The organism is Serratia sp. LTN-2 (assembly GCF_059740205.1).
In genome coordinates this window covers 292,614-307,492 of the sequence record NZ_JCAXDO010000001.1, presented here as the reverse complement: position 1 = coordinate 307,492, position 14,879 = coordinate 292,614, and the positions used below count along the sequence as shown (strand labels likewise).

General features: G+C 59.0%; 10 protein-coding genes. 4 read left to right on the top strand and 6 right to left on the bottom strand.

Annotation, left to right across the window (positions count from 1 at the left end):
• The gene (locus AC6BYQ_RS01375; protein ID WP_498056176.1) at nucleotides 1-942 is read right to left on the bottom strand and encodes a carbohydrate ABC transporter permease; all 942 of its coding nucleotides are present in this window, start codon (nucleotides 940-942) and stop codon (nucleotides 1-3) included.
• Nucleotides 943-1,020: 78 nt separating this feature from the next.
• A complete protein-coding gene (locus AC6BYQ_RS01370) occupies nucleotides 1,021-2,274 on the bottom strand; it encodes an ABC transporter substrate-binding protein (protein WP_197667981.1) in 1,254 nt (417 codons plus the stop codon).
• 465 nt (nucleotides 2,275-2,739) lie between these two features.
• Between AC6BYQ_RS01370 and AC6BYQ_RS01365 the strand changes: the two genes are divergently transcribed.
• From AC6BYQ_RS01365 to AC6BYQ_RS01350, 4 genes are all read left to right on the top strand, one after another.
• Nucleotides 2,740-4,410 (top strand): DUF4091 domain-containing protein, encoded by a 1,671-nt coding sequence (locus AC6BYQ_RS01365; RefSeq protein WP_498056175.1) that lies wholly within the window; start codon nucleotides 2,740-2,742, stop codon nucleotides 4,408-4,410.
• Nucleotides 4,411-4,565: 155 nt separating this feature from the next.
• Nucleotides 4,566-6,287 (top strand): bifunctional ornithine lipid synthase OlsF, encoded by a 1,722-nt coding sequence (gene olsF / locus AC6BYQ_RS01360; RefSeq protein WP_019452617.1) that lies wholly within the window; start codon nucleotides 4,566-4,568, stop codon nucleotides 6,285-6,287.
• Between the two features lie 101 nt (nucleotides 6,288-6,388).
• Nucleotides 6,389-7,171: an N-formylglutamate amidohydrolase gene (locus tag AC6BYQ_RS01355; RefSeq protein ID WP_498056174.1), complete on the top strand. Its 783-nt coding sequence runs from the start codon at nucleotides 6,389-6,391 to the stop codon at nucleotides 7,169-7,171.
• Between the two features lie 76 nt (nucleotides 7,172-7,247).
• Nucleotides 7,248-7,961, top strand: a complete 714-nt coding sequence (locus tag AC6BYQ_RS01350; RefSeq protein WP_019452615.1) for a flagellar brake protein — start codon at nucleotides 7,248-7,250, stop codon at nucleotides 7,959-7,961.
• A gap of 63 nt (nucleotides 7,962-8,024) precedes the next feature.
• Here AC6BYQ_RS01350 and AC6BYQ_RS01345 read toward each other — a convergent pair whose 3' ends face one another.
• The 4 genes from AC6BYQ_RS01345 to AC6BYQ_RS01330 are packed head-to-tail and all read right to left on the bottom strand — an operon-like array spanning nucleotide 8,025 to nucleotide 14,841.
• Entirely contained in the window at nucleotides 8,025-9,452 is a 1,428-nt protein-coding gene (locus tag AC6BYQ_RS01345; protein ID WP_498056173.1) for a hypothetical protein, read from the bottom strand.
• Complete coding sequence (locus AC6BYQ_RS01340) at nucleotides 9,433-11,334, bottom strand: hypothetical protein (RefSeq protein WP_498056172.1); 1,902 nt, start codon at nucleotides 11,332-11,334, stop codon at nucleotides 9,433-9,435. Before AC6BYQ_RS01340 ends, AC6BYQ_RS01345 begins: the two co-directional genes overlap by 20 nt.
• 9 nt (nucleotides 11,335-11,343) lie before the next feature.
• Nucleotides 11,344-13,002, bottom strand: coding sequence for a hypothetical protein (locus tag AC6BYQ_RS01335; protein ID WP_019452612.1), 1,659 nt, complete (start codon nucleotides 13,000-13,002; stop codon nucleotides 11,344-11,346).
• Between the two features lie 12 nt (nucleotides 13,003-13,014).
• Complete coding sequence (locus AC6BYQ_RS01330) at nucleotides 13,015-14,841, bottom strand: hypothetical protein (protein ID WP_498056171.1); 1,827 nt, start codon at nucleotides 14,839-14,841, stop codon at nucleotides 13,015-13,017.
• Nucleotides 14,842-14,879 lie beyond the last annotated feature (38 nt).

The following is a 14,879-nucleotide window of genomic DNA, read 5'->3' as shown; positions in this document are numbered from 1 at the left end:
TCAGCTGACTTTCAGGCGCTTGCCGATCGCCATTTGAATCAGGGTGATCACCAGCGTGACGGCGAACAGCACCACGGTGATGGCGGAGGCGTAACCTTTTTCCTGCAGGTAAAACGCGTACTTGTAGAACAGGTTGGTGACGGTCATCACGTCGTTCTCCACCAGTGCGCGGTCGAACATCAGGAACACCACGTCAAAGATTTGCAGGATCTCGATAAAGCTCATCACCGACACGAAGAACAGCGTCGGCACCATCATCGGCAGCGTGATGCAGAAGAAGCGGCGCAGGGTGCCGATACCGTCGAGATCCGCCGCTTCGTACAGCTGGCGCGGAATGCTTTGCAGCCCGGCCAGCAAAATGATGATCTTCAGTGCCAGCGACGACCAGATGATGATGATGGACACGCTGATGCGCACCACGTCCGGATCGGACAGCCAGGCGACCGGCGCGATGTGCAACAGGCTCAGCGCCTGGTTGATCAGGCCGAAATCCTTGTTGAACAGCCATTGCCACACCATGGCCACCGCTGCGGGCATGGTGACCGCCGGCAGGAACAGCAGGGTGCGCAGCAGGCCTTTGCCGCGGATATTCTGGTTGAGGCCAATCGCCAGCAGCAGCGACAGACTCAGGCTGATCGGCACGCAGACCACCACGTAAAACAGGGTGTTGGCGGCGGCGGTGTAAAAGTCGTCGTCTTCGAACAGGTTGAGATAGTTATCGACGCTGATGCTGCTCCAGCGCATGAATTGGTTGAGATCGGTAAAGCTGTAAAAGATGTTTTGCAAAAAGGGGATCAGGTAAAACACCGTCACCCCCATCAGCAGCGGCAGGATCATCACCCATCCCCAGAAGCGTTCGGCACGTTCGAGCCGATTGAGCGCGGGGCGGGCGGTGCGCCGGGATGGTTTCGGGGTGACCGTAGCCGTTTCTGCCAGCGACATGTTGCCATTCCTCACCTATGACTTTCAGCAGGGTTCCACCGCAGCGCGCGCTCGGGGCAGCGCGCCGCGGCGGGGCGATTACTGCTCCATGACGCGCGCGATCTTCTTGACCGATTTGTCCATTTCCTGTTTGGCGTCCGCGCCCATAAAGATCTTCTTCAGGCTGGCGATCCACATGTTCTGCCATTTCGGCGTATTGGTGCCGGCGGTGGGATAAGCCTGGGTCACTTCCAGGGTCTGGATGTAAGGCGTGACGTCGACCTTTTGGATCTGCTGCGCCCAAACTTTGGCCGCCGTCTTGTTGGCCGGGATCACCACCTTGGCCAGCTCCGCCTGCGAGGCTTCGCTGCTCATGAAGGCGATATATTTCCAGGCGGCCTGTTTGTGGGCGCTTTTGGCCGACATGGCGAAGGCCAGGCTGTGTGCCACGCCGGACTGACGTTCAATTTTCGGCATCATTACCACGCCGATGTGATCGTTGATCAGCGGGTTATTGGCGAACGGCGCCGCCAGCCAGGAGCCGGCATAGACCATCGCGGCGCGGTTGGACTGGAAGATGTTCTCGGTTTTGACTTCGCTCATCTGCTGGGCGCTCGGCATCAGGCCGTCTTTCATCATGCCCTGCAGCTGCTGATAGACCCAGATGGACTTGTCGTTGGCGATGTCGGTAGGCTGGCCGTCCTTGGGCACGATGTGATTGCCGTTTTGGAACAGCAGGTTCATGTAGCTGTCCTGGCCGTCGATGCTGAGGTCCATCACCAGCGGGAAGGCGGCGCCTTTCAACCCGTTTTTCAGGGCGGTGGCCTTGCTCTTCAGATCGTCCCAGCTCCAGTCGCTGGTGGGGTAGCTGACGCCGGCCTGATCGAACAGTTTTTTGTTGTACCACACGGCGATGGAATCGACGTCGCGCGGGATGGCCATCTGTTGACCGTCGTACTGGTAGGCTTTCACCGAGCTGGCGACCACGTCGTCCAGCTTAAGGCCGCTCTCCTTAATATAAGGCGCCAGCGGCTCCATAATGCCGTTTTTGGCGTACTGCACAAAATAAGGCATATTAATCCAGAATATATCCGGCGCTACGCCGCCGGCGGCAGCGGAATCTAATTTAACGAAATATTGCGCCGAAGGGGTTAATTCTATTTCTATTTTTATATCCGGGTTGGCCTGTTCAAATCGCTTGGCGATCTCCTGTTCGGCGGGTAATTGATTCCTGTCCCAAACGGCATAGCGTAATGTTATTTTATCTGCTGCATGGAGCAGGGTGGGTAATAATAATGCGCTGGCAAGAATGGAGTGCGCCAGCAGGCGGCCGGTATTTTTTATCGGTGACATTGCTTTCCCCTCGGTGAGCGACGAATAACGTTTTTCGCAACGTAAATTCTTTCTATCCCTTAACTTTCAATGTGTCAATACACCCCCGAACGCCCAAAAATGGGGCATGTATGTTTCATTGTTGTTAAAATCGAAAGGCTTTTACGCCTAAGTGAAAGGTCGATCTGTTCACATTTCATTAACCTTATGGCGGGTTTTTTCCCCGGTAGTGCGGCATTTAGCGGTCTTCGCAGGCATAGGAATAACTGATAACCCTTGCACCACAATGGGGATTAAAAACATTTTTATTGTGCAAGCTCCAGCTTCTTTCATTTTTGTGATGCAAATAAACAAAAAAATCTTCCCGCCGCCGTCAGAAGAGAGGGCTGGAACGTTTTTTATTACTGGCTATTGTTTGTGGCGATAAAAGGCGCTAGCCTGATTTTTACACCGATTATTCATGAGAGATAAAGAGGGCTGATTATTATGCGCCTGTCTCTGGTATTTACCCATAGTCTGGAAAAAGTATTTCATCGCCGCAGCATGCCATCCATTTCCGTAGAAAATCGGCTGAGCGGGCTGAATAACGAGGTGCTTTCCTGGCAGGCGGTATACTGTTTGCAAACGCCCGGTAACGAGACCCGCCATGAGCTGTGTTATCAACTTGACGGGCCGCTGGCGGATTATATCAGCGTGCGTCAGGTGCGATCGGTGCCGAGCGGATTTCCCTGTTATCGCGAGAGCGATGAAAATTACCTGACCACCGAACCGGGATTATTTCCCGATCCGCTGATGCCGCTGCCGCAACGGCGTTTTTTCGCCGCCTGCGGTTATTACGGCAGCTTATGGCTCACCCTGACGCCGCCGGCCGCCATGACACTGGCCGGCGATGTCCCGTTGACCCTGCGCCTGCTGGATGCGCAAAGCGGCGAGACACTGGCCGAAGCCGCACTGACGCTGCACTTGGTGCCGGCGGCGTTGCCGCCGCAAACCCTGTTGCATACCGAGTGGTTGCACACCGACTGTCTGGCGGATTACTACCGTCTGGCGGTGTTCAGCCCGGCGTACTGGCGCGCGGTGCGCAACTTTGTGCGCTGTGCGGTGCAGGCCGGCGTCAATATGCTGCTGACGCCGCTGTTTACGCCGCCGCTGGATACCGCCGTCGGCGGTGAACGCACCACGGTGCAGCTGGTGAAAGTGACGCGTTCGGTGCAGGGGTACGGCTTCGATTTCAGCCGTCTGGCGCAATGGGTGGCGCTGGCACAGGAAGAGGGCATCGAGCATTTCGAGATCGCGCCGCTGTTTACCCAGTGGGGCGCGGCGCATGCGCCGAAGATAGTGGTAGAAGATCAGGGCGAGACGCTGCCGCTGTTCGGCTGGCACACCGATGCGCAGGGCGAAGCGTATCAGCGTTTCCTGCACGCGCTGCTGCCGGCGTTGACCGCCTGGTTTCGCGAACGGGGGCTGGAACGGCAGGTGTGGTTCCACATTTCCGATGAACCGACGCTGGACAACCTGACGGCCTACCAGCGTGCCAGCACCGCGCTGCGGCCGTTGCTGGGCGGTTTTCGCACCTTCGACGCGCTGTCGGATTTCGCGTTCTATCAGCAAGGCCTGGTGGAGACCCCAGTGGCGGCGACCGACCATATCGAACCCTTTATCGAACACCGGGTGCCCGGGCTGTGGGCCTATTATTGCTGCGTGCAGAAGACCGAGGTCGCCAATCGCTTCTTCGCTCAGCCTTCGGCGCGCAACCGCATATTGGGCGTGCAGCTGTATCTGTACCGCATCGCCGGCTTCCTGCACTGGGGATTCAACTTCTATAACAGCGCCCATTCGCGCGAGCGCATCAATCCGTACGCGGTGACCGACAGCGGCCACGCATTTCCTTCCGGCGACCCGTTCGTGGTGTATCCGGGCGACGATCTGCAGCCGGTGGAGTCGCTGCGCCTGCGGGTGCTGCATCAGGGGCTGCAGGACATGCGCGCGCTGCAGCTGTTGGAGAGTTTGAGCGATCGGGCGGCGGTGGAGGCGCTGATCGAACGCGAGCTGGGCATGCGCATCACCTTCAAGCGTTATCCGCATCAGGCGGGGCCGCTGCTGCGCCTGCGCGAAGCGGTGAACCGCCGCATCGAAGCGCTGCTGGCGCCAATGTGAAGGCAAACGGGGGCGAAAATGCGTCTTTCGCTCCCAAATCGCCATTACTTTGCTATACCTGATAGTCGATGGATTCATTTTATTGTCATGTAACTGACATGTCAGGGTCACGGCTCTGGCTTAAGTTTGCAGCGACTACGTCAGGAGATAACGCGATGTTCAGCCTGGATTCTTTGTTGCAAGATGCATTTCCACACCGCAATACCCCTGCCTGGCAGCGCAGCCTGCTAAGAACCTTACTCTTCGAAAAAGAATTCAAACAGTTCGCCGCCGACTATCCCCACCTGAAAGGATTGGATCTGATCGAGCAGGTGGTGGACTACTTCAACCTCAGCTGCGAGCTGGTGGACGGCGATCTGGAAAACATCCCGAGCCAGGGGCCGGTGGTGCTCGTGGCCAACCATCCGATCGGCTCGCTCGACGGCCTGGTGCTGCTGCGCGCCGTTGCGGCGGTGCGCCCGGATGTGAAGGTGGTGGCCAGCCAGCTGCTGACCTATATCGAACCGCTGCGCAACCTGTTCGTGCCGGTGGATAACGTCGCCTATAAAACCAGCCGCAAACAGATTGAAGGCATGCAGCAGCAGTTGGACAATCAGGGCGCGCTGATCCTGTTCCCGGCCGGCGAAGTGTCGCGCATGAGCCCGAAAGGCATCCGCGACGGCCACTGGCATACCGGTTTTCTGCGTCTGGCCGCCAAGGCGCGCGCGCCGATCGTGCCGATTCATATCAGTGCGCGCAACAGCAACCTGTTCTACTTTACTTCGCTGGTCTACCGGCCGCTGTCGACGCTGCTGCTGGTGCGCGAAATGTTCCAGCAGCGCGGCGGGCGCATCCGGATCCGCATCGGCGGCCGCGTGCCGTTCGCCAACTGGCACGACGGCCACACCAGCGCCAAGGATCTGGCGGAGCGCTTTCGCCGCCATGTGTACCGATTGGGCCAGGGCAAGCCGGGGTTGTTCGCCAGCGAATCGCCGATTGCGCTGCCGGAAGATCGTCTGGAGCTGAAAAAGGCGCTGGCGAACTGCGAACGGCTGGGGGTGACGCCAGACGGTAAAACCATCTACCTCTATCGCCGCCATGATGAAGCGCGCACGCCGATTCTGCGGGAGCTGGGGCGTCTGCGTGAGATCGCTTTTCGCGCGGTGGGGGAAGGTTCCGGCCGCCGTCGCGATCTGGACAGCTACGATGACGATTACTACCACCTGGTGCTGTGGGATGAGGAAGAGCTGGAGATCGTCGGCGCCTATCGCTTTATCCCCACCGCCGAACAAATCGCGCGCAAGGGACTGGAAAGCATCTACAGCAACAGCCTGTTCCATTACGACCGAGATATGGAACCGATCCTGGCGCAGGGCATTGAACTGGGGCGCAGCTTCATCCAGCCGGCCTATTGGGGCAAGCGCGGGCTGGACTATTTGTGGCTGGGCATCGGCGCCTATCTGTCGAAATACCCGCAGTACCGCTATCTGTTCGGGCCGGTGTCTATCTCCGGCGGCATGCCGCTGGCGGCGCGCGATCTGCTGATCGCCTTTTATCGGCTCTATTTCTCGCCGGATCACGCCTTCGCCCAGTCGCGTCGCCCTTATCCGGCCTCGCTGCCGCAGGTGCTGGCGCAGTTTGCCGGGGATAACTACCAGGAAGATCTGGTGCGGCTGAAGAGCCTGCTCAGCAACATCGGCTGTTCGATCCCGACGCTGTACAAACAGTACACCGAACTGTGCGAGCCTGGCGGGGTGCAGTTTATCGACTTTGGCACCGATCCGGCCTTCAACAACTGCATCGACGGGCTGGTGCTGGTGGATACCTCGCGGCTCAAGCCGTCGCGTTATCAACGTTACATTGCGGTGCATCAGCCGCAGGAAGCCGAGACGGCATGATCGGCGTCTGACTCATGCCTTTTTGATCTAAGCACGACCTTGGGGCCGGCGACGGGATAGCGCTACGATAAACGTTTTGCTTTCCACCGCCGGAGCCTTGCATGCCTCACTCGTTTATCCCGTCGCTATTGTCCGCCGATGAACCGCCCGCCGTCGCCATTGAAACCCCGCGCGGCGGCGCGCCTTTTTTACTGCTGTGCGATCACGCCGGCAAGGCGATACCGCAATCTCTCGGCGATCTCGGTTTGCCGCCGGGGGAGATCGAGCGCCATATCGGCTGGGATATCGGCGCGCTGAGCGTGTCGCGCCACCTGAGCCGCCAACTGGACGCTACGCTGATTCATCAGCGTTACTCACGTTTGGTGATCGACTGCAACCGGGCGCCCGGCATCGCCAGCTCGATCCCGCATTTGTCTGAACTGACGCCGATCCCCGGCAACATCGGCATCGACGCCGAGCACGCGCTGGCGCGTGAGCGCGAGGTGTTTCTGCCGTATCACCGCGCCATCGACGATCATCTGGGGCAGCGTCGGCTGCGCGAACTGCCGACGGCGGTCATCGCCATGCACAGCTTCACGCCGGTGTTCAAGGGCGAGTCGCGCCCCTGGCATGTAGGGCTGCTGTTTAACCGCTACCCGGAATTCGCGCATCTGCTGGCCGAACTGCTGCGCGAAGAAGGGGATCTGCAGGTGGGCATAAACCAACCCTATGCGATGACGGACGCCACCGATTACACCTTGCCGGTGCATGCGGAGCGCCGCGGCTTGCCTTATGTCGGCATCGAAATTCGTCAGGATCTGATCGCCGATGAACAGGGGCAACAGGCATGGGCGAAACGTTTCGCGCGCCTGTTGCCGCAGGCCTGGCAACGCTGGCAAATTTGACTTTAGGAATATTCCCAGAGATGATAACCGTAAGGAATACGTAAGACGTCATTAGAAAAAAAGTCAGGAGAGACGTGTGGAGCACAGCGATAACGGACTGTTTATCAAACGGGAGCGTTTTGAAGTTCTGGCGATTCTGCGTGAAATTTGCAAACAACGCACGCCGCTGCGCGTAGAAAATCAGCAGCACCGGTTTCAAAGTCTGTTATTGAGCGTCGGGCCGGACAATATCGTGTTTAGCGGTGAGGAAGCGGAAAGCGCCATCGACGGCGCCTGCACCATCGTGATTGAAAGCAACGACGCCAAGATCGAGTTTTCCGTCGGCCAGGCGGAGCTGACCGAACATCAGGGCGTACAGGCCTGTTCGACCCGGCTGCCGCAGGAGCTGGTCTATATCCAGCGCCGCCGCCAATTCCGCATCACTACGCCGCACTGGCGCCAATTCTTCTGCACCGGCGAGTACCCAGACGGCACGCCTTATGAGCTGCGGATCCACGATCTCTCCGCCGGCGGCGTCGGTTTGCGTTTCGACGGCCCGCTGCCGGATTTCTTCCAGCCTGGCCTGCAGCTCAAAAAAGCGGAGCTGGATCTGGGTAGCTACGGCAGCTTCAAGGTCAACATGGAGCTGGTGGTGGTCAACGACGATCAGGAAACTGACGACAACGACCAGGTGGTACGCTTCTCGCGCCTGTCATGCCGCTTCCTCAAGCTGGGGCTGGCGATGGAGCGCAAAATCCAGAGCGCGGTATTCGCTTTCGAGCTGGATTTCAACAAGAAGAAAAAGCGCTGACCCTCTCTTTCGGCGCGCCGGGCGGTATCCAGCCCGCCTGGCGCGCCGCCACTCTCTTTCCCTTCAGGGAACGTAAATGATCTCGAAGCTTGATGTCAGATCGCTGTAGAATTTTTTGCCGCCGTCGACATAAATAACCTGCAAATCGTAGCGGTAGACCAGCTTTTTGTCCGGATGAAGGATCAGTTCCAATACGGAAATCTTTACGTTGACCGATTGCGAAGGGTGTTCTTTATCCAGCTCAATGGTCTGGTTGTCGATGCTGACCAGCATGCGTTTGATCGGCCGCGGCCCGGTGGGATCGTAGGCGCCGCTGTCGCTGCGAAACTCAACGGTTTTATTGATGTCGGCCGGGGCGGATTGCTTGATGAAATCCGGCAACCTGTTCTGGTATTTGGCGTCCAGCGCCAGCATCACCAGCAGATTGTCCGGATTAAAGCCGGTGAACTGCACGGACAGGTAGCCTTTGAGCAGCGGATTTTGCGGTGACCGATCAAACAGAGCATCCCAGATCAGGCCGAACTGGCTGGCGGGCAGCGTAAATGAATCCACGATGCCGCTTTGCAGGTTGATCAGCGCGTTTTTCTCCTCCGTCTTGCCGTCCGGCAGGCTCAATAGCAGCGTCAGAGTATCGGCGTTGGCGAACGGCGCCAGTTTGCCGCCCGGCTCCATTTGCGTGAACTGGGCGGTGGCGTCGCTGATGCGCGCTTGATTGACTTTTGGTGACAGGAAATAGTCGAAGGTCACCTCTACATCGTTAAGTGAGGTCGCGTTCGGCGCCGCCGTAAACGAGATCGACAGCATCGGTTTGTCGTCCTCGGCGGCGTTGGTTGCCAACAGGAAGCTATCCGGCAGGTAGTAAAGATAGTTTTTTCGCACATAGTCCTGGTAATAGTTGTACCACACTTGCCCGAAGGCCAGCGGAGTCAGGATCAGTTGCAGACTCGGCGGCGGCGGCAGGATGCCCTGATAGATATAGGGGTAGTAGTTCTCGGCGAAGTAGAAGACTTTCGGCGAAGTGATGGTGTTGAGCAGCCCGTTATCGGTGACGATGGCGACCACCAGCGTGGTTTGCGAGTCATAATCCGACAGCGCGCGCAGCAGCGCGTCACGCTGTTCCAGACGATCCAGATCGAGTTGCGCGCGGTAGCGGGTTGGCGGCGCGTCCAGCAACACCTGTTCGAAAATCATTTCTTCGACCTTGCCGAACGTGCTGAAGGTCAGAACCACGTAAGGCACCTGTGCGACCGGGCGATTGAGCGCGAAATCTACCATCATGTGCCAATGGCTGCCGTCGCTGCTGGTGGCGATGCGATAGCGCGTCTCTCCCGAGACGATTTCGGTGCAGACATCGGCCTGCAATTCGTTGGCCAGTGGCGCGGGCGCTGCGCGGTAACGCAGGCGGGGAGATTCGGCGTCGGGAAACTGTTCGCGCGCGTTGTCCAAAATGACTTTGTTCAGCGTCACCAGGTCATTGAGAAAGATATTCATAGCGTTCCTCTTGGTAAGAAAGGCGTGCCAGATGTCTGAACTGGTTCAGGCAGGCGGAAGTCCAAAGAAAATGACCGTCGTGGCGGCGATAGAGCGGGGTTTCCGCGTTGGCCGGCGGCATCCGCCAAACCGCCAACGCCTCGATCGCCGGCGACAGCTGCGGCACCCCTTGCCGCTGGGCGTACTCCAGGGCGGTGAGCCACTCATGCGGATGGGCATAGTAGGGCGTTAACGCATTGAGCCGATCGTAATCGCCGCCGCTCCAGCGCATCGCCTGATTGAGCATGCGAATAATGCGCGGGTAGGCCGGCGGAAGGCCGCCGTGCCTGGCGTTGAGCATATGGATCAAAATCAGCGCGTTGGTATTGACGCAGCAGTCCAGCTGGGTGATATCGCCATCGTCTTTCATCCAGCTGTGAAAGGCATAACATTCCGCCCATTGGTGCTGCGTCGTCGTTAACCGCCGTTCGACGCGCTGTACCTGGTAGGCCTGCATGTGCGCCAGCGTTTGTCGCGCGTGCGCTAATGAGCGGCGTCCAAATCGGTACAGCAATTCGGTGATGATGGCGGTGTCGTCGATGTCAGCATCGATCCGCTGGCCCGCCATCCAGCCGGGGTGCGCCGCAGCAGGCCAAAAGCTGAAATGATGGGGCCGCGTTTCGCACTCAAGCAGAAAATCGAGCGCCTTCTCGATATGCGGCGCAGTCTGGGCGGTGTAGTCCAGCGTGCGTAATACCTGAGCGGTGACAAACGCGTTTTCATCCCGGTGCCAACGGCCGTCCGGCGTTCTGACCTGCGCCGGAAAAGCGCCGCTGGCGGATTGCTGCGCGAGCAGATCCGCCAATCGCCACGGCGTGACGCCCGCAGGCGGGGGCAAGGTAGTGGGCACGGTCTCGAAATGGGTGTTTTGCGGGCTGAAAGTGCAGCTGATGCTTTCGTTGCCGAGCCGGTCGCTGGAGAAACCGACGACGTTATACTGCAGCGGGATCCGTTCGGCCACCGCCCGGTGCAGCAACGGCAGCGTTTGGTCGCCAGAGGCCAACAAGGCGCTGACACCGTCGTAGACGCGGCGGTTATCGCCAAAGAAGCTGGCCGCCATGGTGAACAGCGTGACGTTTTCCAGGCGGCCGTTCGGCGCATACGCCAGGCTGAATCCGTAGGTGGTCGCGGGAAAGCCCCGCTGGGCAGAGGTTTGTCCCAGCGCGCGATCCAACAGCGGAAGCAGCGCGCAGAATTCGTTTTCGCTGGAGAAAAGGCGCATGACGGTGCGGATATCGTCATGCGTTATCCGCGCGCTGTGCCACTGGTAATAGTATTCCTGCGGCGAGTCGGCTTGCTCCGGGTAATAACCGACCATCAGTAACGTCAGCCCCGCCGCGCGACAGGCCTCGGCGGTTAGCGGCCCTTGCAAATCGCCGGGCAGATCGGCTGCGCCGGCAGGGATTTCGGAGTACACCTTGGTCTTAACCCCATCCGGCGTGTATTTGCGCCCCAGCCAGGAGCCGAAACGCAGCGGCTGGCCGTCGCGCTGTACGGCGGCCAGCCGCCGAGCGGGATCGGCGAGCGGCGCGGCGATGATCTCCTGACAGCGTTGCGCAAATGCCTCGGTGCCGCGCTGTTCCGCATAACGCGGCAAAAAAGGATCCAACGTGCAGGAAATCGCCCGCGGCCTGGCTGACGAGATGGTGAACTCCAGCGGGCTGCCGTTATAACCGAGCAGGCTGGAGGTAAACGCGGCGGATAAAAAACCGGACGCCATCTTCGCCTGGCCGAAGCGTGCGATGTCAGGGGCCAGCGTGGTTTCAAGGTAAGGGGCTTCCTTGCACAAAGCGCTGACCAGGGCGTTCCATGTCGCAGGTAACACGGCGTTGCGTTCGGCCATGGCGTTCACCTAAACCAGATTGGAGATGACGATGGCCGGCGGGTTCTCGCTGCCTTCGCGTTCGACGGTTTCGCCCCCGACCAGGAAGTAAATGAGCTTGTAAGCGATCGTCCAAGGTTTCTCCGTCAGGCAACGGTACTTGAAGGTTTGGCTATCGTGCTTATCGTAGGTGAAGGGGTATTTCTTGCTCTTGCGGCTGCCTTTGTCATCCTGATAACTCAGCTCTACCAGCACCTGATTACAGTTGTCCCACGAGAACGTGCGATCGAGGAAAATGCTGATTTCGTTGAACGTCAGTACAGAGCCGGGATCCATATTCAGCAGGGTCGAGGCCGATCTGGATTGCGGCTGGTAGCTGCTGCTGCCTTCCCAGCCGGAGGCGGCGGCGGACTTGAAGGCGAATTCGCTGGTGATTTGGAACAGCTCGTTCTTGTCGCTGCTGCGGGCGATGCGCTTGGTCCAGGTGCCGTCATCGTTGGTGAACGGCGCGCCGGTGTAAACCTGGCCGTTGTAACGGATGCTGAACGTGGCCGCCTTGATGCCGTACTCTTCGAAGCTGTCCGGCCCCAATACGCTCAGGTCGAGCTGTTGGAAGAACGGATCGTTGACATTGACCTGAATGAAGTAAGGCGCGGTCTTCTGGGCATGCAGGATATCGCTGCCGATAAAGTTTTGCGGCACCGCAGACTGGCTAAGCGCTTTCGACGAGGTGTAGTTGAAGTTCAGGCTCTTGGTTTCTTCGATGCGCACCAGCTTGATCTCCAGCGAAGCGCTGGGGAACAGGCCGCCTTTGCCGGCTTCTTCGCCTTCTTTCTTGTCGCTGGCGATCAGCGAGTCCAGGATGGCGTCACTGGCGGATTTCGCCTGCGGGTTGCTGTCATCGTTCGGTTTGAGCGTGGCGCTGAAGAAGCTTTTCAGGATCTCCTCCTTGACGAACTGCAGCGCCCACTCTTTTTCTTTGGCCTCTTCGTCGCCCGGCATGCTTTCGGTGACCTTGATCACCAGTTTCTGATCCTGCTGCAGTTTTTTAATGACGCTGTCGAAGCCCAGCCAGAAACTGGCGGGCGTCTCCACCGGGATGGGGATGTTGGCGCCGAATTTCAGATCGAACTCTTTGTAGATGCTTTCGAACTGTGCGGTGACCTCGACCTTCAGCGCCGGCGTGATGCCGGTGAAACTGAGGTTATAGGCGACGGCGGCCGGCGCCTTGGCCTGAGTGAATGCGGCCTCGAGGATCACCGCCTGAGACGGCGTCAGTTTGGCGCTGAAGATGGCGCTGTTGTTACCGAACAGGCTTGGGCAAGGGGCGCTGATCAGCTCGCCGTTGGTGGCGCCCGCGTCGAGCACGAAGAAGTTCACCGTGCCTTTATCGTACGGCACCTGGGCCTTGCGGGCGTTTTTGGGATCAACTTTCAGTTTACGCAGGTAGTCGTTGAAGGCGCTGTTGAGCACCGCTTCGTCGATCGCCGTATTGACCTCGAAGTTGATGTAACCCCCTTGCGGGTCGCTGGCGTCGCCGGTGTATTTGATCAGCGAGAATACCGGTTCGCCCGACTTCTGCGCGATATGAATGTCCCCGGGCAGATACCAGAACTGGTTTTCGTCTGAATCGTCGGCGAAGAAGGTGATGTTGTTGATGGTGGCGGTTTTGGCTCTGAGTAATAACATGACGTTTCCTTATTAACTGAGGTTGGCGAGGTCAATCGCGTTGGTGTCGGTCGAACACTGCACGTTTTCGGGCCGATCGCCGCCCGCGCCCGGCTGATAGGTAAACCAGATATCCAGATCGACGGTCAGCTGCGCCGGATCGAGCTGATCGGCGCTGAAACGTTGGGGGGCGGCGTCGGATTCGGTAAATTGAAACACCTGCTGTAAGGTCTCCGTCGGCGTGCAGGCGTAGCTGGCGGACACGATGACCATTTCCACCTGGCGCCAGTCCATGTCGGCCGACAGCGTCAGCTCGCGCTGGTGATAGAGGGTGGAGAACAGGTACACGTCCTGGCCGGTCGGCTCTTGCAGATCGGCGGAGAGATGTGGCGAGTTGACGGCGGCGCTGTAAGCTTTGTTCACCTCGAACTGATACTCGCCGGGCTCCGGCAGCATGACCGGGCAGTGGGCCCGCGGGGTGGCAGGGTCAAGCTGGAAGCTGCGTGACACGCTGCTGTTCGGCTGTTGGCGGTGGCGGTAGCGCAGCGTGACCAGCACGGATTGATAGCGCTGCCAGTCGAACTGCTGCGCCGCTTCGATCGCGAAATCATAACGGCCATAGAGCGACTCGATGTCGAGAAAGACCTCGCTCATCTCCGTCTGCAGGCTGCCGGAGCTGACCGAAGTCACGCCGCCTATCGACTGGTTGAAATACACGGTGAAGTCATACTCGACCGGCCACAGCATTTTTCCCGTTTTCGGGTCGATCAGGCTGGGCTCCTTAAAGCGTTTGGGGCCGAGATCGTCGCGGGTAAATTTCAGCTGGCGGCTGTTTAAGCCATAGCGCAACCGTGCCGTCACCAGCAGGATATTGGCATCCAGCGTCTCCGACAGCAGGCTGACTTGTACCTCGCGGTAGGCGAAAAAGTCATCCTGCAGGTCGCGTTTGACGATCGCGCTGTCGGCCTGATAGTCCGTGCCAGCGACCAGCTGGGCGAACAGGGCCTGCGGATAGAGCGAGCGCTGCACGACGGTGGTTTCGCTGATCTTGCCGCTGAGGCGGCGCTGGTCGATGTTCTCAATCGAGACTTGTTGCAGATAGAAACCGGCTTTGGGGCTGGTCTGCTGCGGTTCGTTGGCGATAACCGGCGTGAAGAACTGGCTGGTGAGGATCTGCGTCAGCTCGGCGGCGGCCTGCGCCAGATGGCCGTCGGGATCGGTATCCTTGACCTTGACGGTGACGATTTTTTCGCTGATCAACTGGGCCGAGGTCTGCTCGATGCCGACGGAAAAAATCAGCAGGTTAAAGCCGATAGCGCGCTGCAGATATCGATACACCTGGTCCCAGTTGGCTTCCAGTTCGAAGGTGGCCGGCGGCAGCTGCTGCAGATAGTCGATTTTGTAACTGACGGCGATCGGCGTCGAGGCCGGCGTGCGCATCAGGCTTGCCAGCAGCAGGATGTCATCGTCGTCGTTCAATTTGGCGGACAGATAACAGTATTGCTGGTCGCTCAGCGAGGTTTTGTTGGTCTGCCCGGGGATCAGACCGGGAATATTCAGCGTCGCGCTGCAGGCGATCGCCTGCAGCGGCAATAAGATCGCATCGCGCGGGATGTCCGGGCTGGCGTTGGCGGCGCGCTGCGCCGCCGCGGGCGTACTGGCCAGCTGAGTCTGCAGCGACAACGTGGCGTAGTAGAGATCGTCCGGTTGGTTGAGGTTTCTGAAAATTTGCAGTTGAACGTCGGGCCGATCGCCCTCGGCGACCTGCACGCTCGGCGCGGCGGCACAGTAGTAATAGACGGGTCTATCCGGATCCGCCCGAATAAAACAGATGTCCTGCATGATTACCTGATCGTTCATGGCGGCAATCCCACGTCATCGGAGAGGGGGCCGGAGCA

Coding starts and splice junctions, on each gene's coding strand:
- AC6BYQ_RS01375 (WP_498056176.1), bottom strand. CDS start 942: ATGTCGCTGGCAGAAACGGCTACGGTCACCCCGAAACCATCCCGGCGC.
- AC6BYQ_RS01370 (WP_197667981.1), bottom strand. CDS start 2,274: ATGTCACCGATAAAAAATACCGGCCGCCTGCTGGCGCACTCCATTCTT.
- AC6BYQ_RS01365 (WP_498056175.1), top strand. CDS start 2,740: ATGCGCCTGTCTCTGGTATTTACCCATAGTCTGGAAAAAGTATTTCAT.
- olsF (WP_019452617.1), top strand. CDS start 4,566: ATGTTCAGCCTGGATTCTTTGTTGCAAGATGCATTTCCACACCGCAAT.
- AC6BYQ_RS01355 (WP_498056174.1), top strand. CDS start 6,389: ATGCCTCACTCGTTTATCCCGTCGCTATTGTCCGCCGATGAACCGCCC.
- AC6BYQ_RS01345 (WP_498056173.1), bottom strand. CDS start 9,452: ATGAATATCTTTCTCAATGACCTGGTGACGCTGAACAAAGTCATTTTG.
- AC6BYQ_RS01340 (WP_498056172.1), bottom strand. CDS start 11,334: ATGGCCGAACGCAACGCCGTGTTACCTGCGACATGGAACGCCCTGGTC.
- AC6BYQ_RS01335 (WP_019452612.1), bottom strand. CDS start 13,002: ATGTTATTACTCAGAGCCAAAACCGCCACCATCAACAACATCACCTTC.
- AC6BYQ_RS01330 (WP_498056171.1), bottom strand. CDS start 14,841: ATGAACGATCAGGTAATCATGCAGGACATCTGTTTTATTCGGGCGGAT.